Annotated in this window: 19 protein-coding genes and 1 tRNA gene; 7 read left to right on the top strand and 13 right to left on the bottom strand. The window is 66.8% G+C overall.

Annotated features, from left to right (window positions below; translation table 11 throughout):
- Positions 1–36: 36 nt before the first annotated feature.
- From FM113_RS06325 to FM113_RS06290, 8 genes are all read right to left on the bottom strand, one after another.
- On the bottom strand, positions 37–6183 hold the full coding sequence (locus tag FM113_RS06325; protein ID WP_087012633.1) for an Ig-like domain-containing protein: 6147 nt from the start codon (positions 6181–6183) through the stop codon (positions 37–39).
- Between the two features lie 28 nt (positions 6184–6211).
- Entirely contained in the window at positions 6212–7399 is a 1188-nt protein-coding gene (locus tag FM113_RS06320; RefSeq protein ID WP_254908900.1) for a serine/threonine-protein kinase, read from the bottom strand.
- Between the two features lie 216 nt (positions 7400–7615).
- Positions 7616–8305, bottom strand: coding sequence for a 50S ribosomal protein L1 (gene rplA / locus FM113_RS06315; protein WP_087012631.1), 690 nt, complete (start codon positions 8303–8305; stop codon positions 7616–7618).
- 10 nt (positions 8306–8315) lie between these two features.
- Entirely contained in the window at positions 8316–8744 is a 429-nt protein-coding gene (rplK, locus tag FM113_RS06310; protein ID WP_087012629.1) for a 50S ribosomal protein L11, read from the bottom strand.
- Positions 8745–9132: 388 nt separating this feature from the next.
- Positions 9133–9954: a transcription termination/antitermination protein NusG gene (gene nusG, locus FM113_RS06305; protein ID WP_087012627.1), complete on the bottom strand. Its 822-nt coding sequence runs from the start codon at positions 9952–9954 to the stop codon at positions 9133–9135.
- A gap of 57 nt (positions 9955–10011) precedes the next feature.
- Positions 10012–10284 carry a preprotein translocase subunit SecE gene (gene secE, locus FM113_RS06300; RefSeq protein WP_087012625.1) on the bottom strand — a complete coding sequence of 91 codons (273 nt, stop codon included), beginning with the start codon at positions 10282–10284 and terminating at the stop codon, positions 10012–10014.
- A 51-nt stretch (positions 10285–10335) separates the two neighbouring features.
- Positions 10336–10411 (bottom strand) — tRNA-Trp (locus FM113_RS06295).
- Positions 10412–10582: 171 nt separating this feature from the next.
- A complete protein-coding gene (locus FM113_RS06290) occupies positions 10583–13018 on the bottom strand; it encodes a chitobiase/beta-hexosaminidase C-terminal domain-containing protein (protein ID WP_087012623.1) in 2436 nt (811 codons plus the stop codon).
- 211 nt (positions 13019–13229) lie between these two features.
- On the opposite strand from FM113_RS06290, the gene FM113_RS06285 reads away from it, so the two are divergent.
- Entirely contained in the window at positions 13230–14432 is a 1203-nt protein-coding gene (locus FM113_RS06285) for a pyridoxal phosphate-dependent aminotransferase (protein WP_087012621.1), read from the top strand.
- Positions 14433–14519: 87 nt separating this feature from the next.
- Here FM113_RS06285 and FM113_RS06280 read toward each other — a convergent pair whose 3' ends face one another.
- The gene (locus FM113_RS06280; protein WP_176387095.1) at positions 14520–15575 is read right to left on the bottom strand and encodes an Lrp/AsnC family transcriptional regulator; all 1056 of its coding nucleotides are present in this window, start codon (positions 15573–15575) and stop codon (positions 14520–14522) included.
- Positions 15576–15686: 111 nt separating this feature from the next.
- Between FM113_RS06280 and FM113_RS06275 the strand changes: the two genes are divergently transcribed.
- From FM113_RS06275 to FM113_RS06250, 6 genes are all read left to right on the top strand, one after another.
- Positions 15687–16901 carry a M20 family metallopeptidase gene (locus tag FM113_RS06275; RefSeq protein WP_087012617.1) on the top strand — a complete coding sequence of 405 codons (1215 nt, stop codon included), beginning with the start codon at positions 15687–15689 and terminating at the stop codon, positions 16899–16901.
- Between the two features lie 62 nt (positions 16902–16963).
- Positions 16964–18259: an MFS transporter gene (locus tag FM113_RS06270; protein ID WP_087012614.1), complete on the top strand. Its 1296-nt coding sequence runs from the start codon at positions 16964–16966 to the stop codon at positions 18257–18259.
- Between the two features lie 257 nt (positions 18260–18516).
- Positions 18517–19701: a CE1758 family FMN-dependent luciferase-like monooxygenase gene (locus tag FM113_RS06265; RefSeq protein ID WP_087012612.1), complete on the top strand. Its 1185-nt coding sequence runs from the start codon at positions 18517–18519 to the stop codon at positions 19699–19701.
- A 69-nt stretch (positions 19702–19770) separates the two neighbouring features.
- The gene (locus tag FM113_RS06260) at positions 19771–20271 is read left to right on the top strand and encodes a MarR family winged helix-turn-helix transcriptional regulator (RefSeq protein ID WP_087012610.1); all 501 of its coding nucleotides are present in this window, start codon (positions 19771–19773) and stop codon (positions 20269–20271) included.
- 43 nt (positions 20272–20314) lie between these two features.
- A complete protein-coding gene (locus tag FM113_RS06255) occupies positions 20315–21031 on the top strand; it encodes a CE1759 family FMN reductase (RefSeq protein WP_087012608.1) in 717 nt (238 codons plus the stop codon).
- A gap of 270 nt (positions 21032–21301) precedes the next feature.
- A complete protein-coding gene (locus tag FM113_RS06250) occupies positions 21302–22021 on the top strand; it encodes a hypothetical protein (protein ID WP_087012606.1) in 720 nt (239 codons plus the stop codon).
- 3 nt (positions 22022–22024) lie between these two features.
- Here the strand turns inward: FM113_RS06250 and FM113_RS06245 are convergent, their stop codons facing one another.
- From FM113_RS06245 to FM113_RS06230, 4 genes are all read right to left on the bottom strand, one after another.
- Positions 22025–23317, bottom strand: coding sequence for an MFS transporter (locus tag FM113_RS06245; protein WP_087012602.1), 1293 nt, complete (start codon positions 23315–23317; stop codon positions 22025–22027).
- Between the two features lie 44 nt (positions 23318–23361).
- Positions 23362–23820 carry a MarR family winged helix-turn-helix transcriptional regulator gene (locus tag FM113_RS06240; protein WP_087012600.1) on the bottom strand — a complete coding sequence of 153 codons (459 nt, stop codon included), beginning with the start codon at positions 23818–23820 and terminating at the stop codon, positions 23362–23364.
- Positions 23821–23942: 122 nt separating this feature from the next.
- Positions 23943–25331 (bottom strand): aspartate aminotransferase family protein, encoded by a 1389-nt coding sequence (locus FM113_RS06235; RefSeq protein ID WP_087012598.1) that lies wholly within the window; start codon positions 25329–25331, stop codon positions 23943–23945.
- 14 nt (positions 25332–25345) lie between these two features.
- Positions 25346–26830, bottom strand: a complete 1485-nt coding sequence (locus FM113_RS06230) for a CoA-acylating methylmalonate-semialdehyde dehydrogenase (protein ID WP_087012597.1) — start codon at positions 26828–26830, stop codon at positions 25346–25348.
- Positions 26831–26895 lie beyond the last annotated feature (65 nt).

Here is a 26895-nt window from a genome sequence, read left to right as displayed (position 1 = left end):
AATCGTGTCGCGGGTGGGCAAAGGGTGGGTGCCGGATCAGGGGCCCGGAGCGGGCGGCGGGACGGCGCAGACCGTGAGGGTGGCGGCCTGGAGCGCGCCGTAGTCTCCGCCCCAGCGTACGGTGATCTCGGCGGTCTCCCCGGCGACCGCGCCGAGGGTGAACTGGGCGGAGGGTCGGGCGGCACCCGATATCTTCACGGCGGCGGCGAGCGCCGCGGGGTTTCCTCCCGCGGTCGCTGGGTCGACACAGGTGCCGCTCGGTGCCAGGTTCACGGGGCGCGGGGCCCCGATCCAGCGCACCGGTGCGGCCTCAGAGCACTGCTCGCCGAAGCACTGCTGCACAGTGATCGGGCCGGGTGCCTCGGCGTCGAGGAAGAGCGTGGCACCGCCCGAGCTGTAGCGCAGAGTGGCCTCGGGGAGCTGACCGCTGACCGCGGCTCCACCAAGCTGAAGATACCGCAGCTCGCCCCCCTGATGCTCCGGGGCCGTCGCCACCGTGTAGCTCACACTCGGTGCCGGGATGGCTCCTCCGATCTGCACCGCGGCGGTTGTCGCAGAGCTCGCCCCGTAGGGGCTGCGCGCGCAGGCGACCCCGCGGTACCACTTGCCTCGCTGGAGCTGAGATATCTCGGCAGATGAGCCCGCGGCTTCGCAGCTCGGGTCGGCACCGTCGGTGGCGACGGCGTAGCTCCAGGCCACGGCTTCCCCGTGGTGGGCCCCGGTGCCGACGACCGTGATCTTGCCGCTCCGATCGCCGGTGCTCGCGAGCGTCGCGCCGGTGAGCATTGGTGCGCCGAACACGCGCCCCTCCGTCTGCGCGGCGGTACCGGTGGCAGATCCCCCGCTCACCGGCGGTAGCTCGAGCGCCGTCACCGGGGTCACCACGACCGGGACCGGCCCGGCGGGGAGCCCCGCGAAGTCGCCGCGGCCCTCCGGCCCTGCGATCGTGCCACGATCCACTCCGGCGATGGAGACCCGGAACTCCCGGGTATCTCGAGAACCGGACGCCGTCACGCGGAGTGTGCCGCGCCCCTGGTCCGTGTTCCCCGCGTCAGGGAGGGCTGTCGCCGTGATCGTGGGGCGCTCCGGCGCGCGGTAGGCCCATCCGGTCACCGGCGCGGAGGGCACGGATTCCCCCACCCCATTCACGGCACGCGCGGTGAAACTGTGCCGTTCGCCGCTGCGCAGCCCACTGACGACGCAGTCGAAGGCGTCTGGTCCAGCCGCGACACACTGCGCGTTCCCGGCCCCGGCGAGCCGCACCTCGGTCACCGCGGGGTGCGCGAGGCGGCCGCCGAGTGCCACGCGGAATGTTGCGGAGCTCTCCGTGAACCCTGTCTGTACGACGCTCGTCGGCGTATCGGGGAGGCCCTGCGCATCGAACTCGATCGATCCAGCTCCGACGCGGCCCTGTGCATCGCGCACGGTGAAGCCGACAGTGCAGGTGCCGCCGGGACCTGTCGCGTCTGGCCAACTCACCGCGACCCGCCGGTTCTCTACCGCGGTGAACTGCGCGATGGGGCATGCGCTCCCGTCAACCGCGACAAGCTCCAAGCCGCCGCCGCGCTTGCCGGCAAACGGGTCATGTTCCCCGGAAATTCCCACGAGTTCCACCCCGCAACTCGCGCCCACCGTGCGCTGTAGGGCCACGGTCCCGCCGCGCGGCAGATCCCGTGGGCTCTCCCCGACACGGAGGGTCAGCGGCGCGTGGGCCCGCCCCGCGCCGGTCATCGTGACGGTGAGCGTGTGTTGCCCGCCAGGCCGCGCGGTAGATAGTGCGGTGGCGCGCAGTGTGGCGCCCTCGGTCACCACGTCGAAATCGGCGGCGCTGCCACTCACGCTGAACGAGAGGGCACCGGGATCGCCCGTGCGATCGCCCTGCCACTCCACCATGTCGGTGAGCTCAATCGACTCGGCTTCCCCGGGCGCGATTGTGCGCGTGAGTGAGCGGAGTTCGGCCACCGGCGCGTCAGGGATCACGCGCACTGGCACCGGCAACGCGGTCCAACTCTGCTGTCCACGGAGCCGCACCTCCATCCGGCAGACATCGTTCCAGGGACCGCCGCTACCGGCCTCGTAGCGGATCGCGGCGTCGCCGACGGCTTCGCAGCGGGCCGCAGGGCGGGCCGTCGGGAATGCCCCGCTGCGGAGCTCGATCCGGTCGCTGGGGCCCGCGTCCACGAGTTCGGTCAGCGCGGCCGTCACGGAGTCGCCCTCCGCTACTTCAAGCGGCTCCAGGTCTCGCTGCAACGTCAATTGCAGATCCTCGAGCGGCGGGATCACCAAGAACCCGTAGCTCGTCACATCGGTCCCCGAGGCGTCGGTCCCGTCAACCTGGAACACCACGACATCGCCCGCCGGATCGTAGTTTCCGGTGATCCGGTTCCCGGATACTCGGTAGTCTCCGCCTTGCTCTCCCCAGAGCGTCAACTTCAGCGCGGCCGGATCGCCGGCCGTCCAGCGCACCTTGCCTTGGAGCACATCGATCCCGCGCCCTTCGAGGTCGGCCCGATCCCGCACGCTCACGAGGGTGTCCCGGACCGCCGGCGCTTGTGCTCCCACGCGCTCCGATGTCTGGACCACGATCAGGCCATCCGCTGTGCTCGAGGTCGCGCTCGAACGCACTGTGTACCGGTACGACGCCGTCCCGAGTTCTTCCCCAGCGGTCACCGAGATTCTGCCCCGGCGCAACTCTCGGGTATCGAGTGCCTCCACGAGGCGGCGATACTCCGCACTATCGCTGCCGCCGGGCACGTTCGGGGTAACCTCCTGCAGTTCCAGCTCACCCCCAGCGGGATCGCTATCGTTCTCGAGCGGCTGCACAACCGTGGACCCGCCCGGGACCAGACGCACCTGATCTGTGAGGGTGACTGGCGGAGCCCCCGCTTCCCCGGTCACGACCACGTTCACGATCCCCGTGCCGGTGCCGCCGTGATCGTCGGTGACCGAGTAGGACACCGCGATCGTACCGGGCTCAGCGGTCGCGGACGCGGTCACTTCAATCCCCGTCCCTGATCGCGCCAGGCTTGCGGTCACCCGAGTGTCCGGGGACAATTCAACTCCGCGGAGCCGCACGCGGTCCCCGTCCGGGTCCACCCCGGAGCTTGGCACCCGCACGATTGTCGTCCCGCCCGGGGTCACGCGGGCCGTCAGCGGGGGCGGCTGCGGGTCCCGGTTCGTGCTCGTCGGTAAGACCGTCACGACGACTTCGCCAGTGTCACTGAGTTCCGGAGAACTCGCCGCGAACACCGTGTAGCCGACACGATACGTGCCTGGCTCGGTGGGGGCGAGGTAGCGCAGTGTGCCGCCCGCGGCGAAGGCGAGCTCTCCTGGAGCGCCGGATCCGGTGACCTCCGGATGGAGCAGGAGCCGTTCCCCGGGAGCCGCGACGTCGTTGTCGAGTACCCGGATGTCCACCGTGGAGCCGGCGCTCACAGTCGCCGCGTCTGCCACCGCGATGACCCCGGTTCCGCCCGCGTCGGGCACTTGGAACACCGTGAGTCTTCCGCGCGCGGTAGCGTCACCCTCCGAAACCGTAATATCGGCGGCACCGATCCGGCCCGGGGTGCCGTCGGGCGTCGCACCCGCCACCCGGACCTGCGCGTGATCGATCACATCGGCTTGCAGTTCACCGTCGGCAACAGAGGCACCAACAACTGCCAGCGCGCGTGACTCCGCCCCCGGAATCGCATCCAAGACCTCAACTGTGGCGTCTGCGAGTGGCCGCACATATGCGCGCAGCGGCGGCAGCGCGAGCGCGGCCCCATCCTCCGAGGCCGTCACCCGAAGCGGACCCGATGCCTCCGCACCGGTCACCGCGTCCCGCACAGTCACCGCAAATGTTGAGACGCCCGGGTCAAGCGCGGTCACTTCAACTGTGCCGCCAACCGGATTCGTGACGGCGGTTGCCTCACCCGATTGCGGTGCGACATCGACGAGCGCGAACGACCCAGACCCGCCCGCGACGCGGTCGAGCGGCGCGAACGTCGCGGGGACACCCACAGTCATCGTCGCCGCGGTTCCCGTGACTTCGGGCATCGCCTCAGCCCGGACAGGGAGCGTCAGCTCCCGATCCCGTTCCGCACCCCGGCTGTCACGCACCGTGATCCGCAGCGCCACGTCCCCGCCCCCAGCCCCGGGATCCGTGTGCCGCACCGCGAGCCGGCCATCGGCGGTCACCAAGGCGCGGATCGGGTCCGCGTCCCGCACCGGAACTGCGGCCGCGAGCGTCATCACATCACCCTCGGGGTCCACCCAGCCCTCGAGCACCGGAGTCACGAGCGTCCCCCCTGGCACGATCGCGGGGACGCCCCACTCACGCTGACAGCCGGACACCGGACACCACTCGGGAGCAGAGTTCTCCTCGTCGTTGACGACCCGCACGGTGACCGTTGCTGTGCCGGATTCGAGCGCACCGTCCGAGATTCGGTACGTGAAGCTCGCCGTCCCCGCGGCACCCGGGGCGGTATGGAGCACGAGGGACTGTCGATCCGCCAGCAGCTCGACCGAGCCGAATGACTCGGGCAGAGACGATTCAGACAGGGACTCGGGCACGATCGTCAGAACATCACGCGCATTCGGGTCTAAGTCGTTCAGCAGCACCGGAAGCGGGGACGGCACCCCCGGTCGCACCCCGAAGGCGTCGTCCACCGCGGTGGGAGGAACCTGCTCAGGGACGTCTTCCACGACAACAGTCCCCTGCACTTCCTGCGGAGGATCTGCAAGACTCCACTGCGACAACGGGATCAACGCGCCGTCCGGAATCGTCCACAGCATCCCTGTGCGCTCATCGCTGAGCACGGCACGCGTCCCATTGCTCCGGATCACGGGGGCCACGTCCGACTCGTCCTGCACGGCGTCGTCAAACTGCAGCGGGAGCGGGTCCCCGCCACCACGCCACAGCGCGCCGGATCCCGCGCCGAGCCAGGCCGCGACCCGCACACCATCAACCTCGGTGGGTCGTGCAGGGGTGCCCGTCGCAGCAGTGCGCGTTTCGGTGCCATCGCGGGCGACCGTGACGAGGCCCTCCGAATCCGCGATCAGGACGGCGCTCCGAGCGGGCCGATCGGCCGGGGCAGCTGCGGGATCCGCCGCGCGGCTTGGCGTTGCCGACCCCGGCGCGTCCGTCCGGCTCGCCCCACTGCTGAGCTGCAGCAGCGGGCCGGGCGCGAGTTCGAGGTCTTGCGGCTCCGCCCCCGAGCGAATCAGCTGCTGAGCGTCCGGGTCGAGCAGAACCCAGTCCGAACCGACAAGCGCGAGCTGCGGGGATGCCACGGGCTCTCCGGTCAATGCATCCGGTGAACCCATTGTGGGCACCGCCGCGGCGGCAGCCTCGGGTGTCCGTTCCAATCCGCGCTCCAGGTCGTAGCGCGTGACCGTGTGTTCCGCTCCCGCGTACACGGCGAGCACGCCATCCGCCGAAAGCGCGATTGCCGCTGCGGCGGGGAGTTGCGCCGGTGCCTGCGAGGAGTCCGCCGTGCCTGTCCCGGTATCGGCGTCGGTGCCCGGATCCGCCGGTGCTGTCTCTGCAAGCGTGCGGAGCGCCGCAAGGCGCGGACCCCAGTCGGAGGCCTCCAACTCGCTGTCAAGAAGGCCGGGGTGCTCAGCCTCGGTGCTGCCTGCCGAGCGCAGGGTGCCCACATGCACCTGCCCCGACTCCGTACGCGCCGCAAGATACCGCCCGGCGACAAGGACCTCACGGGTTCCCTCCGGCATCGCCACACCGTTCGCGGTCACGTCTCCCGAGTCGCCCCCATCTTTCGACCCTGTGGTCCGGGCCGCAGAACCGTCCACCGGAGTCGTCCCGTCAGCGTCACCCTCGGTCGCGGCACCGCCCACATCCCATGGCTGCGCAGCCGCGATCGGCCACGCACGCCCGTTTCCATGTGTCAGGAGCACACCCTGCGCCCCCGATTGCAGCACGCTGCTGGGTTCCGCAACACGGCGTACCGTGTCAAGTTCCCCGGTGTCGGTGTTCACGCGAGCATACTGCCCGGCGTCGCGCGCCACCCAAACTCCGGGCTCGACGCGCGGGGTGTCCCGAGCATCGTAGCCTCCCGCGAAGACCGCGATCGTCACTACCAATGCGGCCGTGACCCCGCCCGCGATCCAGGCGGCCGCGCGACGCCGTGGTGCGGGTTCCGCGACCCGCGCGGCCTGACTGCCCCAGCGCGTCGCGTTCACGGCCCAGTCCTGGGCAGTGTGCCCGGCATCAGCCGAACCCTCCGGTGACCGCCCAAACCACGCCGACGGCGGCCGTGACAGCTGCAAGCGCGATCCCCGCGCCGATCAATCCGGCGCGAACAGCCGAAACAGGGCGGTCTTTGGCAACCCCGTCCGCATCCGTCTCGACCTGATGCCCACCCCGGGTCCCGTCCGATTGCCGTGCCGACGAGGTTCGGGCAGCATCGCGTTCCGCCCGCGCTTGGGCCCTTGTGCGACGCCCGGGAAGCTCGGAGACGACCGGCCCGCGGGGGCCGGAAGCTGCGGCCTCGTCCGGGTCGGACACCGGTGCAGACGCAGGCACCCAGGCGTCCGCGACGATCTCGAGCGGTGTCACGTCGAACCCATAGCCGCGCTGAAGCTCCTGCAGCGCGCGACCGAAATCACCCATCGACGCGTAGCGCTCGGTGGGGGCCCGGCGCATCGCCCGCGCGAGCACCGCGTCAAACGGCCCGTACCCGCTCGCACCGGGAATCGGGAGGATCGTGGCCTTTCCGATCCGCGCGATCAGCTTCGCACGCGTGTTCCGCTCGCGGGAGGACTCCTCGAATGGCGAGCGACCCGCCGCGAAGGTGTAGAGCGTTGCGGCCAGCGACCACACCTCGCTCGCGACCGTGCCCGAACTCGTCAGACGCACCACTTCGGGCGCGGACCACGGCACCGACATTGCCACCTCTTCGGAGGGCACCTCAGAATCGTGAAGTGGGCGTGCGATCCCGAAGTCCGAAAGGGCGGGTCGTCCCAGCGTGGTGAGCAATACGTTTGACGGCTTGATGTCGCGGTGCAGCACACCCGCGCGGTGCGCGGTCTCCAGGGCACCGGCAAGCCGCACCCCGGCGTCGAGCACCTCGGACAGCTTCGCGGGCCGCCCCTTCGTGAGTGCACCCATCGATGCAGGGCAATACTCCATCACGAGGTACGGTCTTCCCGAGAGCGCGATGCCGGCCTGATAGATCGACACAATCGAGGGGTGCCCACTCAGCGCCGCCATCGCGTCCGCTTCGCGCTCGAACGTATCCCGGCCCTGCGGGGCCGAATCGATCACCTTCACCGCAACAGAGCGACGTGGCAAGTCCTGCTCATACAGGTGCACCTGAGCAAAACCGCCAGATCCGAGCGGACGCACGTAGCTCAGCCCCGGAATACTCGGCTGGTCCACGACGCGCTGGCCACCCACGATTACTCCGCGGCTCCGCGTGCGGGTGAGGGAGGAATTTCCGGGCGCATACCCCCATACTAGGAGGTCCGATCCGTGAAGCACCTCAGTGCGTGTCGCGAGGTGGCCCGGCGGATCCGGCGGCGCGGCCGGGAATGCACTGATCCCCCGGTTCCGTAAAGAACCGGGGGATCAGAGACGGTGACGCCGCGAGCGGCCTCACCAGGTTGCGGATGCTTAGAGACCCGAAACGTCGAGCGGGATGCCCGGGCCGAAGGTCGTCGAAACGGCGCCCTTCTGCACGTACTTGCCCTTTGCCGAGGACGGCTTCAGACGCGAGATCTCGTCGAGCACCGACGTGATGTTGTCGGTGAGCTGGTCAGCCGTGAAGGAGGCCTTGCCGACGATGAAGTGCACGTTGGCGTGCTTGTCGACGCGGAACTCGATCTTGCCGCCCTTGATGTCGGTCACGGCCTTGGCCGGGTCCGGGGTGACGGTACCGGTCTTCGGGTTCGGCATCAGACCACGCGGGCCCAGCACCTTACCGAGACGGCCAACCTTGCCCATGAGCTCGGGGGTCGAAACAGCCGAATCGAAGTCGGTGTAGCCTGCGGCAACCTTCTCGATCAGCTCGTCGCCGCCAACCTCGTCAGCGCCAGCAGCGATTGCTGCTTCGGCTGCGGGGCCCACTGCGAACACGATGACGCGGGCGGTCTTGCCCGTGCCGTGGGGCAGGCTGACGGTGCCGCGCACCATCTGGTCTGCCTTGCGGGGATCCACGCCAAGCTTGACGGCGACCTCAACGGTCGAGTCGGTCTTGGTGGAACCGGTCTCCTTCGCCAGGGCGACTGCCTCGGCGGGAGTGTAGAACTTGTCTGCCTGAATCTTCTCGACAGCGGCGCGGTACGCCTTCGACTTCTGTGCCATGTTCGTACCCTTACTCGACCGTGATGCCCATGGAGCGAGCGGTGCCCGCGATGATCTTCGACGCAGCGTCGATGTCGTTCGCGTTCAGGTCAGCCTGCTTCTGCTCGGCGATCTGGCGAACCTGCTCGGCCGTAACCTTTGCAACCTTGACGGTGTGCGGCGTGCCGGAACCCTTCTGAACGCCAGCGGCCTTCTTGAGGAGCTCAGCGGCCGGCGGGGTCTTCAGCACGAAGGTGAACGAGCGATCCTCGTACACGGTGATCTCAACGGGGACCACGTTGCCGCGCTGGGACTCCGTCGCAGCGTTGTACGCCTTGCAGAATTCCATGATGTTGACGCCGTGCTGACCCAGAGCGGGACCCACGGGGGGTGCCGGGTTGGCGGCGCCGGCAGCGATCTGAAGCTTGATCAGACCGGTAACCTTCTTGGCTTTAGCCATGATTGTTTCCTTTCCTTCGAGCGAGTTTCCCCGCTCTCCCGCAGTTCCGGCCGATCCGGACGCGGTCGCGTTGCGCGCGAACGCACAACCACAGCAGCTTACCGCAGATTCGGCGATCCTGCACGCGAGAGCCGCGAAGCTTGCTCTTCGAGCTCACACCGGGCACGCTGCCACCACCGCGACGTTCTGCCACCGCCAACTACCGCCGCCCACTCGGACCACGAACCGCGACCGAGGCAAATTCGCGCGCCCGAGCCGTTTTTGGCGAAATACGCGTAGCTCCAGATAATTTCGCTCAGTTTGGACGGGCATGCCGAGGCCGGGCACACACAGAGAAAGGGCCCCGCGCGCTGCGCGGGGCCCTTTCTCAATCCTGCCAGATCGGCAGTTAGACCATCTTGGTGACCTGATCGAAGCCAAGCTCAACCGGAGTCTCGCGCTCGAAGAGCGACACGAGAACCGTGAGCTTGCCCGCGGCCGGGTTGATCTCGCTGATCGTGCCCGGGAGGCCCTCGAAGGATCCCGACTTGATCGTGATCGTCTCGCCGACCTCGAAGTCGATCTCGACGTTGCCCTGCGCAGCGGCCGTTGCGGCAGCCTTGCCCTTGGCGGTCGCGGCCGGCTCGAGCTCAACGGTGCTCTTCAGCATTTCGAAGGCCTCGTTGATACGCAGCGGCACGGGGTTGTGAGCGTTGCCCACGAAGCCGGTCACGCCAGGCGTGTGGCGCACCACTGACCAGGTCGTCTCGGTCAGGTTCATACGAACGAGCACGTAGCCGGGGATGCGCACGCGCGTCACCATCTTGCGCTGGCCGTTCTTGACCTCCATGACCTCTTCCATGGGGACTTGAATCTCGTAGATGTCGTCGACCGCGCCCATCGTCTCGCGACGGTTCCACAGGTTCGACTTCACCTTGCGCTCGTACCCGGCATAGGTGTGGATCACAAACCACTTGCCCGGGCGGCGGCGCAGGTCCTTCTTGAAGGCCTTGTAGGGATCCTCAGCGGTTTCACCCTCGACGGCCTCGGCCGCTTCTTCTTCGGTCTCCTCGTCAACGATCGCGTTGGCGGCAGCCTCGGCCTCGTCCGCGGAATCGATGTCAAGCGCGTCCTCGACGGCGGCATCAGCGTCGGGGTCAACCGTGTGCGCCAGCGCGTCGAGTGCCGCGTCGAGGTCAGCCTCGGGGGTGTTGCTCGTCTCGCTCGTCATCTGCTCATGCTTTCTGTACTGGGGAATGCGGGGCCGTGGGCTGTCGCGGGATGGCGACTAGCTGAGAGGCGTCCCGAAGATAAAGACGGTAATGAACCCGAACACCTGATCGAGCGCCCACACGAGCGCCATCATGATCACGACAAACGCGATGACCACGAGGGTGTAGTTGATGAGTTCTTTGCGGGTCGGCGTGACAACCTTCTTGAGCTCGGCGACAACCTGCTGGATAAACAGGATGATCCGGCTGAACCAGTTGCGCTTTGCAGCGCGATCGGCCTTGGCGCGATCGACGAGGTCGCCGCTCTCCTCAACTTCGCTGCTGCTCACTACGCCGTTCCTTTCAATAGACCTGTCCGGCGCCGAAGCGCCGGACAGGTGTGGCAGGGCGGACAGGACTCGAACCTGCAACCTGCGGTTTTGGAGACCGCTGCTCTACCAATTGAGCCACCGCCCTATGGAAATTCACTCTGCGTGTTCCTACCTGAGGACGAACCTTCAGGCATAGGAAATTTTGGCAGAAGTCAACTACCTCACGCTACTGTACGGGATCCCGGGCGGGTTTGTCGAACCGGGCGTGAGGGTGACCGGGGTGTCGCGAACGCTCGCCAGCGACACCCCGGCACGCTTACTGACGCCGTTGCGCCCGCCGCACCCCCAGGAGCAGCGTTCCCGCAGCGGCCAGTCCCGCAGCGCACACGAGCGCCGTCCCCACGTTCCCCGCGTCACCCGTCCGAGCGAGCTTGCCGGCCCCAGCCGACCCTTCACCGGCCGTCTGAGTACCCTCTCCGGGCACCTTCCCCGGCTGTTCCGTCCCCGGCTGCTTCCCACCAGGCTTCTCTCCACCCGGCGTCTCACCACCGGGGGTTTCCCCACCGGGCTGTTCCGCAACCGCCTTCGCCCATGCAGCCTGCGCCTCGGTGAGCGCCGCGGCCGCTGCGTCAAGCTTGGGCTGCGCCACGTTCAGCGTTCCCTGCAGGTCTATCGCGGAGGCGAGCTGCGCCCGGAATTCCCGCTCGGCCGCGGCCACGCCGGCCGGCGCCGCACCCGAACGAGCTCCGGATTTCGGTGCTGCGTCAAGCGCCGTTTCCGCGGCATGGATCGCCGCGCCGAGCGGTACGCGATCCACCGCCACAAGCATCGTCTGGACCGCGGCGGTTGCGTCGGCCACCGCAAAGCTCAGGGCGTCAGCGGCATCCTGCGTTGCGGGTGCCTCGGGCAGCAACTCGGTGAGCGCGGCCAACGCGGCCTCAGCCGTTGGCACATCGGCAATCGCCAGCTCGTAGTCGGCAGCCTCCGCGGGCGTGAGGATCCCCAACACCCGGGACGTCTGAGCAATCACGGATTCGGCCTCGGCGACCGCGGCATCGAGCGGAGTTCGGTCGATCGCGCCGGCCACGAACCGGAACGCTCGCGGCTCACTCCGATTCTGGTACGAATCGAACGCAACAAGCGTCGCTTCATACTCGCGCCCGATTGTCAGCGTGCGGTCCACTGGTTGCCCGACCTTGTTGCCGGCTCTGACTGCCAGCGGGATATCGAGGACGGCAGGTTTCGGAGCGACGACGTAGTCCGAGTAGATGCGCCCGTTCACGGGCACAAGGTCGGTGATCTCGTCCGTCGCGACGTCTCGCACGCTGAGCGTGTACTCCGCCGCGAACTGGTCGTCCGCAGCCTGCGGCAGCCGCAGTACAGGGCCAGACTCCGTCTGACGCACCGTCGGCTGGCCCTCGCCCCAGGCGGGTGCCGAGGTGTTGCGGTTCGCGCTCGTGTACGTGAACTTGGCCCGCACCTCCGCGGGGGTCGCGCCGCGAGCAACCACCCAGCTCGGGCCGGCGAGCGACCCCGTTGACGCAAACGGCGGATCGGCCTGGAACGTCCAGTTGCCCGCGTCGTCGTAGGTGCGACCAGGCTGCGCCGCGTAGTTGATGCGGTCGATCTCGACGCGATCCGCGTACACGTCCACCACCACTGATTGCGCGGTCGGAATCGTCGCATCGCGTGCGAGACCCGCTCCGAATATCTGAAACTTCCCGTCGTTCTCGCCGTAGGACATCGAGCCCTCGTTGACCGAGGTGAAGTCTTCCTGATGAATCGAGCGCTCATCAGTGATGTTGAGATGCGAGTGTCCGGAGAAGTACATCACTTGCGGGAAGTCGGAGAGGTTGGACTTCAGGCCGCCGTTCGAGGCCTGCGCCCCGTCCCACACTGTCGCAGGTATCGGGCGGTGCCCAAACACAAAGATCGGGAGGTGCTGGGTCGCGGGATCCTGCGCTATCTCGGAGAGGCGACCGTACAGCCACGCCGCTTGCGTCGCGCTCCACGACTCCGTGTTAACGACAAACGCCGGAAACTCTCCAATGGCGCTCTCGTAGTAGCCCGTGGTCCCCGGGAACCATTCCTCGGGGTACTGCTCCGCCATGCGGGTGACGTAGTCGTCGTGATTGCCGAACGTCATCATGACCTGCGTGTCGGACATTCCGGTCCGCGCGAGGTTCTGCTCCAGCATCGCGCGAGGGAACCGGTGATCGGCCGCACTGTTGAAGGAGTTGTCGTTGATCTGATCACCGTTTGAAATCAGCGCGTCCGGGCTCGGGGCGATCCGCTGCAGCGTGTCAAAGTACCCCGCCCATTTGCGCTGCTGCACCTCGTCGCCCGTGGAGAGATGGATGTCGCTCATGACCGCGAACTGCGCAAGCGGCTCCTCGGCGGTCTTGATCAGGATCCCACTGATCGCGGGCACGCTTGCCGTCCGATCCGTGAACGCGACCGCGCTGACGTTGGCGCTGGCGTCGATCGAGAGGGGTGCCGAATACAGCGCGCTGTGACGCGTGGGATGGGTCCCATCGAGGGTGTATCTGATTTCGGTGCCCGCAGCAGCGGTGAGTGTGACGGTTTGCGGACCGATGTAACGCCCGCTCAGCAGACTGATCTCGGGAGCCGCGGGGACGCCCTGCCCAGTTTCGGCCACAGCGGCGGCCGGGGCCGCACTGGGGAATACAGCTTGCGCCCCCAGGAGCGCGACACCGCTCAGCGCAAGCGCGGCGATCTTCCGTTTCGACATGCGTGTTCCTCCTCAGCAGGGACCCGAAAATCCGGGCACCCGATCCAAGTTGTCAAGACAGCGTGACGGCCGGAACACGGGCGCGTGACCACACCATGAACCTTGCTTCACCCCCGATTTACCCACCCGGTCCTGGACCGCAATTTGGGTGCCGGGAGCACCCGGAGAATGTATTCGCCGCGGGGCACTCTCACCGCCTAGACTTGCCTTCGTGACCAACATCTCTCGTCTGTCAAAAAAGATTGCCGCTATCGCGGAGTCCGCCACGCTCAAGGTTGATGCCAAGGCGAAGGCGCTCCAGGCGGAGGGCCGCCCAGTGATCAGTTTCGCCGCGGGCGAGCCTGATTTCGCGACCCCCGCTCACATCGTGGATGCGGCGCGCGTCGCCCTCGACGATCCCAAGAACTTCCGGTACACCGCCGCCGCAGGGCTTCCTGAACTGAAGCGTGCGATCGCGGAGAAGACCGCTCGCGATTCGGGCTGGGCCATTGATCCGTCTCAGGTCATCGTGACGAATGGCGGCAAGCAGGCCGTCTACCAGTCGTTCCAGGCGCTGCTGGATCCGGGCGACGAGGTCATCCTTCCCGCCCCGTTCTGGACCACCTACCCGGAGGCAGTGCAGCTCGCCGGTGGTGTGCCTGTTGAGGTATTTGCCGGCTCGGATCAGGGCTACAAGGTCACCGTTGAGCAGCTCGAGGCCGCCCGCACGGAGCGCACCAAGGTGCTGCTCTTCGTGTCGCCGTCGAACCCCACCGGTGCCGTGTATTCCCCCGAGGAAACGAAGGCGATCGGCGACTGGGCCGAGGCACACGGCCTCTGGGTCGTCGCGGACGAGATCTACCAGAACCTCACGTATGACGGGGTCCGCGCGATCTCGATCGCCGAGGCAACCCCCGCACTGCAGGACCGCACGATCCTCGTCAACGGTGTCGCCAAGACTTACGCGATGACGGGCTGGCGACTCGGCTGGATGATCGGCCCCGCCGACATCATCAAGGGTGCCTCGAACCTGCAGTCGCACATGACCTCGAACATCAACAACATCGCGCAGCGCGCAGCGATCGCGGCTCTGACCGGACCGCAGGAGCCGATCGAGGAGATGCGGCTCGCATTCGACCGCCGGCGCAAGCTGATTGTCGAGGAGCTCAACAAGGTTCCCGGGTTCAACTGCCCCACGCCGGAGGGCGCGTTCTACGCCTACGTCGACGTGTCCGCAGCGCTCGGCAAGCCGGTGCGCGGCGTCACCCCGGCAACTTCACTCGAGCTCGCTGATCTGATCCTCGAGCACGCCGAGGTCGCCGCGGTACCCGGCGAGGCATTCGGCCCCTCCGGCTACCTGCGCTTCAGCTACGCGCTGGGAGACGACGCGATCCTCGAGGGCGTGCGTCGCATCCAGGCGCTGCTCTCAGAGTAACCTCGCTCACGCACCGGTGGCGGTGGATCCCTGCGCAGGGATCCACCGCCACCGGTGCGTTGTGGGCCGAGCACGCCGGTTCGCCCCTCACCGCGGGGCCGTTCCATCCCAGGGCGGCGGGACGACCTCCCCCGTAGCGCGCCCCCCGTCGCCGAGCTGCCAGCCGACGCGCTTGACGATGCGCAGCGCAATCGCGCTCTCTCGGAACACAATCGCTGGGACGGCCTCCGCGAGGAGCGCCTCGATCCTGGGCACGTCCGAGATCGATCGCAGCCAAAACGTCAGCAGGATATTCGTGCGCCCCGTGGTCGAGGCGCACAGGCGGACGCCCGGGATCTGAGCCACGCGCCGCGCGAGCGCCTCGTGCTCACTCGCCGGGACTGTTGCAAACCACTGGGCCGTAATGGGGGTACCGCTCACATCCTGCGCGAGTTCGCAGCGCAGGTTCACAAGGCCGTGATCGATCGCGGCACGGATCTGCCGTCGCACCGTCGCTTCGCTCAATTCGAGGCGGCGGGCGATCTCAGAGGCAGAGAGCCGCCCGTCGATCGCAAGCGCGTTCAGGACCTCGGTACTCACCCGCGGTGCCGAGCCATGCGCTCGCGGACGCGTCCGCGCGGCCAGCTGCGACACAAGTCGGGCCTGTGCCGGACCGAGGGACTGCACAGACCAGCTGTCGCCGGCGACGTGCATCCGAGTACAGATCGAAGTCTCGATGTGCTCCACTCCGGCGACCGCCGCAATGAGTGGCAAGGTGCGCTCAGAGAGGTGCGCGATCGTGGGCACCGAAATCACCAGGAGCAGATCCCGGTGTCGGGCCGAGATGTCGAGCGAAACCACGTCAGGGATCGCGGTGAGCGCCCGAATCACCTCGTCGCGTCGAGTGAGCTCACACATCACCTCAATGAACGCCGTGACCGGGCACAGCCGAGTGTTGACGGAGTGGGCCGCAACCCACGCGATCCCGGAGTCTGACAGTCGCTTCCACCGTGCCGCGAGCGTGGTGCTGTGCACGCCCAGGATGGGAGCGAGGCTGGTCCAGGATGCGCGGGGAGCAATCTGGAGCGCGTGCACGAGCTGCACATCTTCGTCGTCAAGGATCGAGGGCTCGTATAGGTGATCGCTTCCTGAGATTGATCGCATGATGTGATTGAATCCTGTATTTCTGTCGAATGCAAGGTTCGATATTGCAGACTTGGGCCGACGCATCTGCGTCTTTGACCGTCGAACCGACGTGAGAGCAACGGAGCACACATGGCCATCGATGACGCCGCGCAAGCCGCGCTAGTCCGCCTGCGGCGGGAACTGCACACTGCCCCCGAGGTCGGGCTCAACCTTCCCGACACACAGCGGAAACTCCTGAACGAACTCAACGGGTTGCCACTCGAACTCACTCTGGGGCGCGGGTGCACCTCGATCACCGCGGTGCTGCGCGGCACACACCCGGATCGGAGGGACGATGCCCCAGCGGTGCTCCTCCGCAGCGACATGGACGGCCTCCCCGTGACCGAGGCCGTGGTCTCCGACTACCACTCAGAGCGCGCGGGGGCCATGCATGCCTGCGGCCACGACCTGCACATGGCAATGCTCGTCGGCGCTGCACGCGAACTCTGTGCACGCCGCGCCGAACTCCTCGGCGACGTTGTCTTCATGTTCCAGCCCGGCGAGGAGGGCTGGGGTGGGGCCATGATCATGATCGAGGAGGGCGTGCTCGATGCGGCAGGCCCGCGCGTCAGCTCCGCGTTCGGCGTGCACGTCTTCACCGGCGACCTACGCCCCGCCCGAATCGGCATTCGATCCGGCACCGCAATGGCGTTCGCTGCGACCCTCAACGTCGAGATCGTAGGCCAAGGCGGGCACGGATCCGCCCCGCATCTCGCGAGCGACCCGGTCCCCACCGCCGCCGAGACGATCCTTGCACTGCATGCAGCCACCACGCGCCGATTCAGCGCCCTCGATCCTGTTGTCGTCACGGTCGGGCAGATGTCAGCGGGAACCGCGAGCAACATCATCCCCGACACCGCGCAGCTCTCGGCGACAGTGCGCGGCTTCTCGCACGCCAGCCACGCGCTCGCCTCGGAGGCGCTCCCCGCGCTCGCCCGCGGCATCGCAGAGGCGCACGGCCAGCGGGCCGAGGTTGAATTCCGTTCCGAGTTCCCGCCCGTCGTGAATACCGCGTCGGAGGCGGCAATCGCACTCGAACTCGCACAGTCACTGTTTGGCGAGGACCAGGTTGAGGAGATGCAGGATCCGAAGACCGCCTCCGAGGACTTTGCCGAGATCCTCGAGCGTGTCCCCGGGGTCTTCGCCTTCATTGACGCGACCCCCGCCGCGGGCAGCGAGTACAACCACTCCCCGCACGCGGCCTACGACGACGCCGTACTCAGCGACGGCGCCCGCTTCCATACCGAGTTTGCGCTCACCCGGCTCGCGCTGTTGCACGCGGACAGCGCCGATGGCAGCCGCTAACGCTGCCCGGGTCCCACATCATCCCCACACCCCCATCACGCATCACTCCAATGAAGGAACGCATGAGCTCCACCACCTCCGCCCCTCCCGCCCGGAAGGCCGCCCCCAAGTCTCAGGCGCGCACTGTCTTCGCGACAAGCTTTGGCAACGCCCTCGAATGGTTTGACTGGCAGATCTATGCCACGTTCGCCCCATTCATCGCAATGCAGCTGTTCAACGCGGACAACCCCGTATCGTCCCTGTTGCAGACGTTCGCGATCTTCGCTGTCGGGTTCCTCGCGCGTCCGCTCGGCGGGCTGCTATTTGGCCTGATCGCGGACCGCCGCGGCCGCAAGGCCTCGCTCATTCTCGCCGTGACCGCGGCCTCGGCGGGCAGCCTCCTGATCGGCCTCACCCCCACCCACGCGGCAATCGGGGCCTGGGCCGCGGTGCTGCTGCTCATCGCCCGATTGGTTCAAGGGCTGGCCCACGGCGGCGAAATGCCCGCCGCCCAGACCTACCTCTCCGAGATCGCCGCCCCGAACAAACGTGGGCTCTGGTCCTCGCTGATCTACATCTCTGGCACCACGGGTATCCTCTGCGCCACGCTGTTCGGCGCGGTGCTCACCGGCGCAATGAGCGTGGAGGCCATGCAGGAGTGGGGCTGGCGGATCCCGTTCTTTGTCGCCGCCGCGTTCGGCCTGTTTGTGCTCGTCATGCGGATTGGCATGCACGAGACCGAAACCTTCGAGACCGGCAAGCTCCAAACACTCGCGGATGCGCGCCCGACCCCACTGATGCCCGCCCGACGCGCAGCACTGCTCGTAATCCTCCTCACGCTGGGCGCCACGGTTTCCTTCTACGTGTGGGGCGTCACCGCCCCCGCCGTCGCGACCGCAACACTCGGCATGGATCCCGGAGCTGCGCTCTGGGCGGGTGCCGGCGGCATCATCATCTTTATCGCGGCACTTCCGCTCTGGGGCCGCCTCTCCGATCGGATCGGCCGCAAGCCTGTGCTCGCGATCAGCCTGCTCGGCACCGCCGCGCTCTATTTCCCGATGCAGCGACTTATGTCGGACCAGCCCTGGACCCTGTTTGTCGCGACGGCGAGCGTCCTCGTCTTCCTCGCGGGGACGATGGCGATCCTGCCCGCGGTGTTTGCGGAGTTGTTCCCCACGCACATCCGCACGGTCGGGACGGCGGTGCCCTACAGCATCGCGGTCGCCCTGTTCGGCGGCACGGCCCCCTACCTGCAGACCTGGTTCGGTGCGCAGCTCGAACTGCCGTGGCTGTTCTCCCTGTACAGCGTGATCCTGCTCCTGATTTCTGCGGCCACCGCAATCTTCCTGCTGCCGGAGACCAAGGGGCGCGAGCTCTAGCACCGCCAGTACCACTAGCCGCCGGGGTGGGTCGAACTTTCAGAGTTCGGCCCACCCCGGCGGTCGTTGGGGCCCGGCGTTCACCACAACGCAGGAGATTCTGGAGAAACAAGGAGATTTTCGCGCCAGATCGCGCTATTTCGAAGGATCTCCGTCTCGATGGGCGAGGCCCTGGCAGCCGCGGCAGGTTCTCGGGAATAGATTCAGCTGGGCCGTGTTACATTTATATGCAAGCGCATATATTTGGAGGCAGCACCATGGAATTCGGGATCTTCTCAGTCAGCGACGTCACACGCGACCCTGTCGCGGACTACACCCCGAGTGAGGCCGAGCGCATCGACGGCCTCGCGAAGATCGCGGTGCACGCCGAAGAGGTCGGCTTCGACGTCTTCGCGATCGGCGAGCATCACAACCCGCCATTCTTCTCCTCGAGCCCCACGACGTTCCTGGCCTACATCGCAGCCCAGACCTCGAAGCTCAAGCTCAGCACCTCGACCACGCTGATCACCACAAACGACCCGGTGCGCATCGCCGAGGAGTACGCGATGCTGCAGCACCTGGCCAAGGGCCGGATGGACCTCATGCTCGGCCGCGGCAATACCGCGCCCGTGTACCCGTGGTTCGGCAAGGACATTCGCTCGGCGCTGCCGCTCGCCCTCGAGAACTACAACCTGCTGCACCGGCTGTGGCGCGAGGACGTTGTCGACTACGAGGGCAACTTCCGTACCCCGCTGCAGGGCTTCACGTCCACGCCCCGCCCACTCGATGATGTGCCCCCCTTCGTGTGGCACGGCTCCATCCGCACCCCAGAGATCGCCGAACAGGCCGCCTACTACGGTGACGGATTCTTCGCGAACCACCTCTTCGCCCCGTCCGAGCACTTCCTTCGACTCGTTCGTTTCTACCGTGAGCGCTTCGAACACCACGGACACGGCACCCAGAAGCAGGCGATCGTCGGACTCGGCGGCCAGGCGTTTGTCGCGAAGAAGTCGCAGGACGCGATCGACAAGTTCCGGCCGTACTTCGCCGAGGCCCCCGTCTACGGACACGGCCCGCGCCTCGAGGACTTCACGCAACAAACCCCCCTTACCGTGGGCAGCCCGCAGGAGATCATCGACAAGACCCTCACCTTCCGAGACACCTTCGGCGACTACCAGCGCCAGATGTTCCTCGTGGACCACGCGGGGCTCCCCCTGAAGATTGTGCTGGAGCAGCTCGATATGCTGGGCTCCGAGGTCATCCCGGTGCTTCGCCGCGAAATGGCGGCGGGACGCGACCCCGAGGTCCCCGAGTCTCCCAGCCACGAGAGCCTGGTGCGCGCCAAGTACGGCGACGCCGAGCCCCGTCAGCCCCGGCCGAACGCAAACCGCGGCGACAACGTGACCGGCGGCTCGCCCTACCAGGACAGCGCTGCAAAGCCGGGCAGCGCGTTCGGCCTCTAGGTCGAACCGCAGCACGAACCGCAGCACTCCCCCACTCTGCATTCCCCAGCGATCCGGAAGGAATCCGCCATGACTCCCGCAGTCCGCACCGATATCCGCCTCACCAACGACGCGTGGGAGGCACTGATGACCGCCCACGCGACCCTTATGGGGACGTTTGGTGCGGAGAACATCTGGGACGAAGCCAGCGTGCGGGAGTATGACGTCCTCTACACTGTCGCAAAACACGATGCCCCCATGCGGATCTGTGAGATCCAGGACAGCGTCCTGCTGAGCCAGCCGGCGCTGTCCCGCATGGTGGATCGGCTCGCCACCCGCGGCCTCCTCTCCCGCGCAGCCGACGCGCAGGACGGCCGCGCCGTGCGGGTCTCCCTCACACCCGAGGGAGCGCGGGTGCAGCGGGAGATTGGCCGCGCACACGCCAAGAGCATCGCCCGGGAGCTCGGCTCCAATCTCGAGGCAGACGAACTGCGCGAGCTGGAACGGCTGTGCCGCAAGCTCGTCGGTGTGACGGATCCTGCACCGACCCCCGCCGACGATCCGGCACCCGCGCCACGACCCGCCGCGTAGCGCCCCACCCCAGACATCACCCACCACTCGTGAGGAAGCACACATGACCACTCCGTTTGACGGCGCGCTCGACGCGACCGAACTCCCCCAGCCCGAGACCCGCACCGTGTCGCTCGCGATCGTGAGCGCTGGGACGAGCGATCCCTCAACGACCACGATGCTGGCCCGCCGCGTCGCGGAGAAGGCCACAGCCCTCGGTGCGGCACAGGGCCTCACCGTGCAGGCCCGTCTGGTGGATCTTCGCGCACTCGCGGCGGATGTGACGACAGCGCTCGTCTCTCAACACGTCTCACCAGCGCTGCAGGAGGCGAGCGACATCATGCGCGACGCCGACGGCATTATTGCGTCCACGCCCGTGTACAAGGCGGGCGCCTCGGGGCTCTTCACCGCGTTCTTCCAGGTGCTCGACAACGACCTGCTCATCGGCACCCCAGTGGTGCTGGCAGCAACCGCTGGCAGTGCCCGGCACGCCCTCGTCGTGGACGATCAGATGCGCGGCCTGTTCGCCTACCTCCGCACAATCACCGTGCCGACCGCCCTGTTCGCGGACCCGGACGACTGGAACCGGAGTGACTTCGGTACCCGCATCGAGCGCGCGGCTTCGGAGCTCATGGCACTCGTCGCGAGCGACTTCCGCGGCTCCGTGCGCGGCGAGAGTTGGGGTGCGTACCAGCACTCCTACGGCAGCGCGGGCGGTACCGAACTCGGCATCGACCTCAACTCAGATCTGATGCGTCTCGCGACAGGCGGGCGGGTGTAGCGGACTTCAACCTCGCAGCACCGCTCGGCCTCACTGCCCCGAGCGGTTCATCACCTGCAGATCCATCTCCCGCGGCGCAGGATCCCGGCGTCGTCCCCGCCCTCAGACCTCGAGTGAGATCCGTCGCTCACAGTTCCCGTAGTTTCGGCGATTTCCCGCGCAGGCCCGAGTTATCCACAGATCCCAGGCATTCGCTTCCCTCGCACAGCGGCCCCGCGTATCGTTACCGATATTCACAGGGGGTCACGCACACACTATGAGGAGTCGTCTGTGGTCCTGTCCGAGTATCTCGCTTCAACCGGAACACTCATCGCCCTACTCGGTGCGTTCAGCACGCTCGTCATTGCGAACCTGCGGAGTTCGACCCGGCGGCTCGACGCTCGGATCGATGGCGTGACCGAAAAGTTCGAGGAGATCCACGCCAGGTTCGATCGCGTCGACCAAAGGTTCACCGAGGTCGACCAGAGGTTCAATGCGGTTGACCAGAGGTTCAAGGAGATTGACCAGAGATTCAGGGAGGTCGATGCTAGGTTCGATCGCATTGACCAGAGGTTCACCGAGGTTGACATCAAGTTCGAGCGCATCGATGCCCAGCTCACACGTATCGACCATAGATTCACCGACATCGACGCCAAGATCGATCGGTTCGACGCCAAGTTCGACGCCAAGTTCGACGCCACGGATGCCAAGTTCGACCGTATCGACCAGAGGTTTGACGGGGTACATGACCGATTCGAGGGACTCAGCGCTCAACTCAGCGCGGTAGATCTGAAGCACACGAACAGTATTGCGAGTCTCGATGCTCGGATGACCGGCGAATTCAGCGGCCTCAAGGAGCAGATCGTCGGGCTCCGCGAGCGGGTCGATCACATGGACGTCACGTCCTCTAAGCGCTTCGCCCGCGGGGAGGCGCAGTTCGATCGTCTCCATCAGCAGATTGCCGAGCATCTGCGACATCACAACGGCAGTGACCCTTCCCGGGCAGGGTAGTGCCTAGGCGTCGCCCGCTGAGATAGCGGCGGCCTCTTGCTGCGCCGACTCGTGCGGGCGGCCCACGTGCATGAGATATCGCCCGGAGAGCGCGAGCACCGCGATCGCAATGAACACGGATCCGGCCCCGAGCCAGTATGGAGCACCGGATCCGAGTGCCTCAGCGAGCGGTCCAGCAACGGCCGGAGCCACGGCACCGCCCATGAAACGGACCCCCGAATAGGTGGAGGAAGCGACGTTGCGCGGCAGATCCGTTGCCTCCATGACCGCCTCCGTCAGCGCAGTGTTCATGACGCCCAGAAGGAGGCCACTGACGATCACGACAGCCACAAGGCCGGGCAGCGAGTGCACGAACACGCCAAGGAGCGCGAGGCAAACAGTCAAGCCACCCAACATGCTAAACAGCACCGGTCGGAGACCGAGCCGGCGTGTCAGCACGGGCGCGACAAGGACCGAGGTGATGGCGAGCGCCAACCCCCAGCCGAAGAACACAAGGCCGAGTTCATGCGCCCCAAATTCCGCTCCCGCTGCGTGCGCAGCCGCCTCCATCGGGTAGGGGCTGTAAGCGAGCAGCACGAAGAAACCGAAGTTGTAAAACAGCGCGACGAGCGCGAGCGAGCGCAGCGCCGGGTTTCGGAGAGCGTGGAAACTCGCGAGAAAGGAGACTTGCTCGGTCACCGGTGATCCGCCAGCTTCGGTCCCAGCGGCAGGCACCGGACGGCGCAGCAGGACGAGGATCGCGATCAGGGCGATCCCCATCAACGCGGCGGTCCCGAAGAACGGTCCACGCCAGGAAACTTCGCCGAGCGCCCCGCCAATGAGCGGCCCAGCCGCGAGCCCGATCCCGAGCGCCGCTTCATAGAGCACGATGGCCTGCCGCGCGCCGCCGGAAGCAGCTCCGACAATCGCGGCGAGAGCCGTGGAGATGAACAGCGCGTTCCCCAAGCCCCAACCGGCGCGGAACCCAATGATCGCGTCCACTGAACCGGACGTTCCGGCCAGCGCCGCAAACACGACGACGAGCACGAGCCCAGCGAGGAGTGTGCGCTTCACACCAATACGACTGGATACCCAGCTCGTGAAGAACATGGCGATCCCGGTGATGAACAGGTAACTCGTGAAGAGCAGCATGGTCTCACTCGGGGTGGCACCCAGCTCACGACTGATTGCGGGCAGGATCGGGTCGACGAGGCCGATGCCCATAAAGGACACGGCGCACGCGAACGCGATCGCCCAGACGGCAGTCGGCTGGCGGAGGATCGAGGAACGGCTAGTGGCTGGCGCGGCGGTGTTCACGGAACAGGTCTCCTGAATTCGAAGGGATGGCGGAATACCACCCCCTATCCGGAGGGATCCTCGATTCGTTCGGTGAGCTGTTGCAGGAGCTCCGCGGCCCGTGAGAGCGTTGCCCGATCACAGTCGCTGAGCGCTGCGAGGTGCGGGTCAACTGCGGCTGCGGCGGTGTGGCGATAGTCCTCGAGCGCGGCGGTTCCCGCTGCGGTGACGGAAACCAGGGTCGCTCGCCCGTCCGCCGGATCCGGCGTTCGCCCGAGCCAGCCCTCCGCTTCAAGGCGCTGCACGAGCGCCGTCATCGTGGGCTGCGCGACGCGTTGCTGCAGCGCGAGCTCGCTGATCCATGCGGGGCCACGTGCCAGCTCCGCGAGAACGCGCCAGGCAACAGTGGAGTGCTGAACCCCAGGAATACGACCCAGGGTCCGCGTGAACCGAGCGGATGCGACCAGGATATCCAAAGCCAAGCGATCCACCTGAGCGGGAATATCGCTGTCCTGACGGGCCATATTGATGAGCCTAGCACAATTTGCATAGCTACCCTATGTAAAATGAGTTCCAAGCACGCAGGGCCGGATCCCCAGCGGAGATCCGGCCCTGCGATTTGGGGCGCTGAGCACCCTGCCACTGACTACGCGGTGACGTACCCGTCAGCCACGTCGAGCGCAGCGTCGATGATGTCGAGCCCGGCGATCAGGTCCGCTTCGGAGATAATCAGCGGGGGCGCCACCTGCAGGCGGTTGCCCGCGGCAAACGGCCACAGACCCGCGGCCTTGCACGCTGCGACAACGGCGTTGAACGGGGCCGCGGCCTCGCCCGATGCGTTGAACGGGATCAGCGGCTCGCGCGTTTCCTGGTTCTTCACAAGCTCAATCGCCCAGAAGAGACCAGTGCCGCGCACCTCACCGACCGAGGCGTGCTTCGCGGCGATCGCTTCGAGACGCGGGCGCACAACCCGCTCGCCCAGATCGCGCACGCGCTCCAGGATCTGCTCCTCCTCGAAGATGTCGAACGTCGCGACGCCAGCGGCGCACGCCAGCGGGTGGCCCGAGTAGGTCAGGCCGCCGGGGAACGAACGGTTTTCGAAGGTGGCGTGGATCGCCTCGCTGATCACGACGCCGCCGAGCGGCACGTAGCCCGAGTTGACGCCCTTGGCGAAAGTCACCAGATCGGGTGCCACATCAAACGCCTGGTAGGCGAACCAGTGGCCGGTCCGGCCGAAGCCGGCCATGACCTCGTCGCAGATCAGCATGATCCCGAACTCGTCACACAGCGCGCGTACGCCCGCGAGATAGCCTGGCGGCGGCACCAGGATGCCGTTCGTGCCAGTGACCGACTCGAGGATGATCGCGGCGATGGTGCCGGGGCCCTCGAGCTCGATTGTCTGGCGCAGGTGCGCAAGTGCGCGCTCCGTCTCCTGCTCCGGGGTCTCGGCGTAGAACGCCGAGCGGTAGGGGTAGGGGCCAGTGAAGTGAACTACTCCCGCATCGAGCGTGCCATTGGCCCAACGGCGCGGCTCACCCGTGAGGGTGATGGCCGTGCCGGTCGAGCCGTGGTACGAGCGGTAGCGGGCCAAGACCTTCTGCCGACCGGTGTGGTGGCGCGCCATGCGCACCGCATACTCGACCGCGTCAGCTCCGCCGTTCGTGAAGAACACCGAGCGCGCACCCTCAAAGGAGTGCTCCACAATGCGCTTCGCGAGCTCCCCGCGCACATCATTCGCCATCGCGGGCTGGATTGTCGCAAGACGACCGGCCTGCTCCTGAATCGCCTTGATGAGGCCCGGGTGCTGGTGCCCCAGGTTCAAGTTCACAAGCTGCGAGGAGAAATCGAGGTACTCGGTCCCGTCGTAGTCCCAGAACCGGACGCCCTCGCCCTTGGCGATGGGCAGCGGGTTGATCGCACCCTGCGCCGACCACGAGTGGAAGACGTACTGGCGGTCGTTCGCCCGGACCTCGCGCTGCGCGTCGGTGTCACCGAAAGCCTGCTCGGCGCCGTTCAGATCGATGTAATCAGCCATGACCGGATCCTCGCTTAGCTGTTGCTCGGGAAGCCGAGATCGACCTTGGACTGGTCCGGGTTCGGCCAGCGGGTGGTGACGACCTTGGAGCGGGTGTAGAAGTTGATCGACTCCGGACCGTAGATGTGCGCGTCGCCGAACAGTGAATCCTTCCAGCCACCGAAGGAGAAGGATCCGACGGGCACGGGGATCGGCACGTTGATGCCGACCATGCCAGCCTCGACCTCGAACTCGAACTGGCGCGCGACGCCACCGTCGCGGGTGAAGATGGCGGTGCCGTTGCCGAACTGGTGTTCGTTGATGATGCGGACGCCCTCTTCGTAGGTATCGACGCGGACCACTGCGAGGACCGGGCCGAAGATCTCGTCGAGGTACATCTTGCTGTCGGTCTTGACGTGGTCGACGAGCGAGACACCGGTGAAGAAGCCGTTGCCAGCGAACTCGGTCTCGCGGCCGTCCACGACAACTGTGGCACCCTCTGCCGCGGCACCCGCGACGTAAGACTCGACGCGCTCCTTGGCTTCCTTGGTGATGAGCGGGCCCATCTCGGATGCGGGATCAGTGCCGTCGCCGATCTTGAGGTCCTTGATCCGGTCGGCGATCTTGCCCACGAGCTCGTCAGCGATGTCGCCCACAGCCACGACGACGGAAACGGCCATGCAGCGCTCGCCGGCCGAGCCGTACGCCGCGGAGACCGCCGCGTCAGCCGACATGTTGAGATCCGCGTCGGGCATCACGATCATGTGGTTCTTTGCGCCACCGAGCGCCTGGACGCGCTTGCCGTTCGCAGCTGCGCGCTCGTAGATGTACTTGGCGATGGGTGTGGATCCCACGAAGCTGATGGCCTTGACGTCGCGGCTGTCGAGCAGCGTGTCCACAGCAACTTTGTCGCCGTGGACCACGTTGAGCACACCATCGGGCAGGCCGGCCTCACGGAAGAGGTCGGCGATGAACACCGAGGCGGAGGGGTCACGCTCGGAGGGCTTCAGGACCACGGTGTTGCCGCAGGCAATTGCCGAGGCGATCATCCACAGCGGAACCATGACGGGGAAGTTGAAGGGCGTGATCGCTGCAACAACACCCACGGGCTGCTTGATCGAGTGCACGTCGACGCCGGTCGAGACCTGCTCGTCGCGCTCACCCTTGAGGAGGTGCAGCAGGCCGGAGGCGAACTCCACGTTCTCGAGGCCGCGGGCGATCTCACCGGCAGCGTCCGAGAGCACCTTGCCGTGCTCGCTCGTGACGATCGCTGCGAGCTCGGGGGTGCGCTGCTTGAGCAGCTGACGCAGGTTGAAGAACACGTCCGCACGCTTGGTGAGGCTCGTCTTGCGCCACATCGGGAGCGCTGCCTGTGCTGCGGCGATGGCCTGCTCAACGGTCTCCACCGACGCGATACCCAGCTCGTGCTGGGCCTCGCCGGTTGCCGGGTTGAAGACGGCCTGGTACCGCTCGCCAGCCTCGACCTTTTCGCCACCGATTACGTGGGGGATGCGTGCCATTCGCTTGCCCGCTTTCTGTTCTCATCGTGAATCGACCGGATCATTCCGGGCAATGTGTTTGAGGC

It is taken from the genome of Leucobacter sp. 7(1) (genome assembly GCF_900163635.1).
Taxonomy (GTDB): Bacteria; Actinomycetota; Actinomycetes; order Actinomycetales; family Microbacteriaceae; genus Leucobacter.
The sequence above is the reverse complement of the archived record's forward strand: the minus strand, read 5'-3'. Positions and strand labels throughout refer to the sequence as shown.

Coding starts and splice junctions, on each gene's coding strand:
- FM113_RS06270 (WP_087012614.1), top strand. CDS start 16,964: ATGAGCTCCACCACCTCCGCCCCTCCCGCCCGGAAGGCCGCCCCCAAG.
- FM113_RS06260 (WP_087012610.1), top strand. CDS start 19,771: ATGACTCCCGCAGTCCGCACCGATATCCGCCTCACCAACGACGCGTGG.
- FM113_RS06280 (WP_176387095.1), bottom strand. CDS start 15,575: ATGCGATCAATCTCAGGAAGCGATCACCTATACGAGCCCTCGATCCTT.
- FM113_RS06235 (WP_087012598.1), bottom strand. CDS start 25,331: ATGGCTGATTACATCGATCTGAACGGCGCCGAGCAGGCTTTCGGTGAC.
- FM113_RS06230 (WP_087012597.1), bottom strand. CDS start 26,830: ATGGCACGCATCCCCCACGTAATCGGTGGCGAAAAGGTCGAGGCTGGC.
- FM113_RS06240 (WP_087012600.1), bottom strand. CDS start 23,820: ATGGCCCGTCAGGACAGCGATATTCCCGCTCAGGTGGATCGCTTGGCT.
- FM113_RS06255 (WP_087012608.1), top strand. CDS start 20,315: ATGACCACTCCGTTTGACGGCGCGCTCGACGCGACCGAACTCCCCCAG.
- nusG (WP_087012627.1), bottom strand. CDS start 9,954: ATGACGAGCGAGACGAGCAACACCCCCGAGGCTGACCTCGACGCGGCA.
- rplA (WP_087012631.1), bottom strand. CDS start 8,305: ATGGCACAGAAGTCGAAGGCGTACCGCGCCGCTGTCGAGAAGATTCAG.
- FM113_RS06290 (WP_087012623.1), bottom strand. CDS start 13,018: ATGTCGAAACGGAAGATCGCCGCGCTTGCGCTGAGCGGTGTCGCGCTC.
- FM113_RS06275 (WP_087012617.1), top strand. CDS start 15,687: ATGGCCATCGATGACGCCGCGCAAGCCGCGCTAGTCCGCCTGCGGCGG.
- rplK (WP_087012629.1), bottom strand. CDS start 8,744: ATGGCTAAAGCCAAGAAGGTTACCGGTCTGATCAAGCTTCAGATCGCT.
- FM113_RS06265 (WP_087012612.1), top strand. CDS start 18,517: ATGGAATTCGGGATCTTCTCAGTCAGCGACGTCACACGCGACCCTGTC.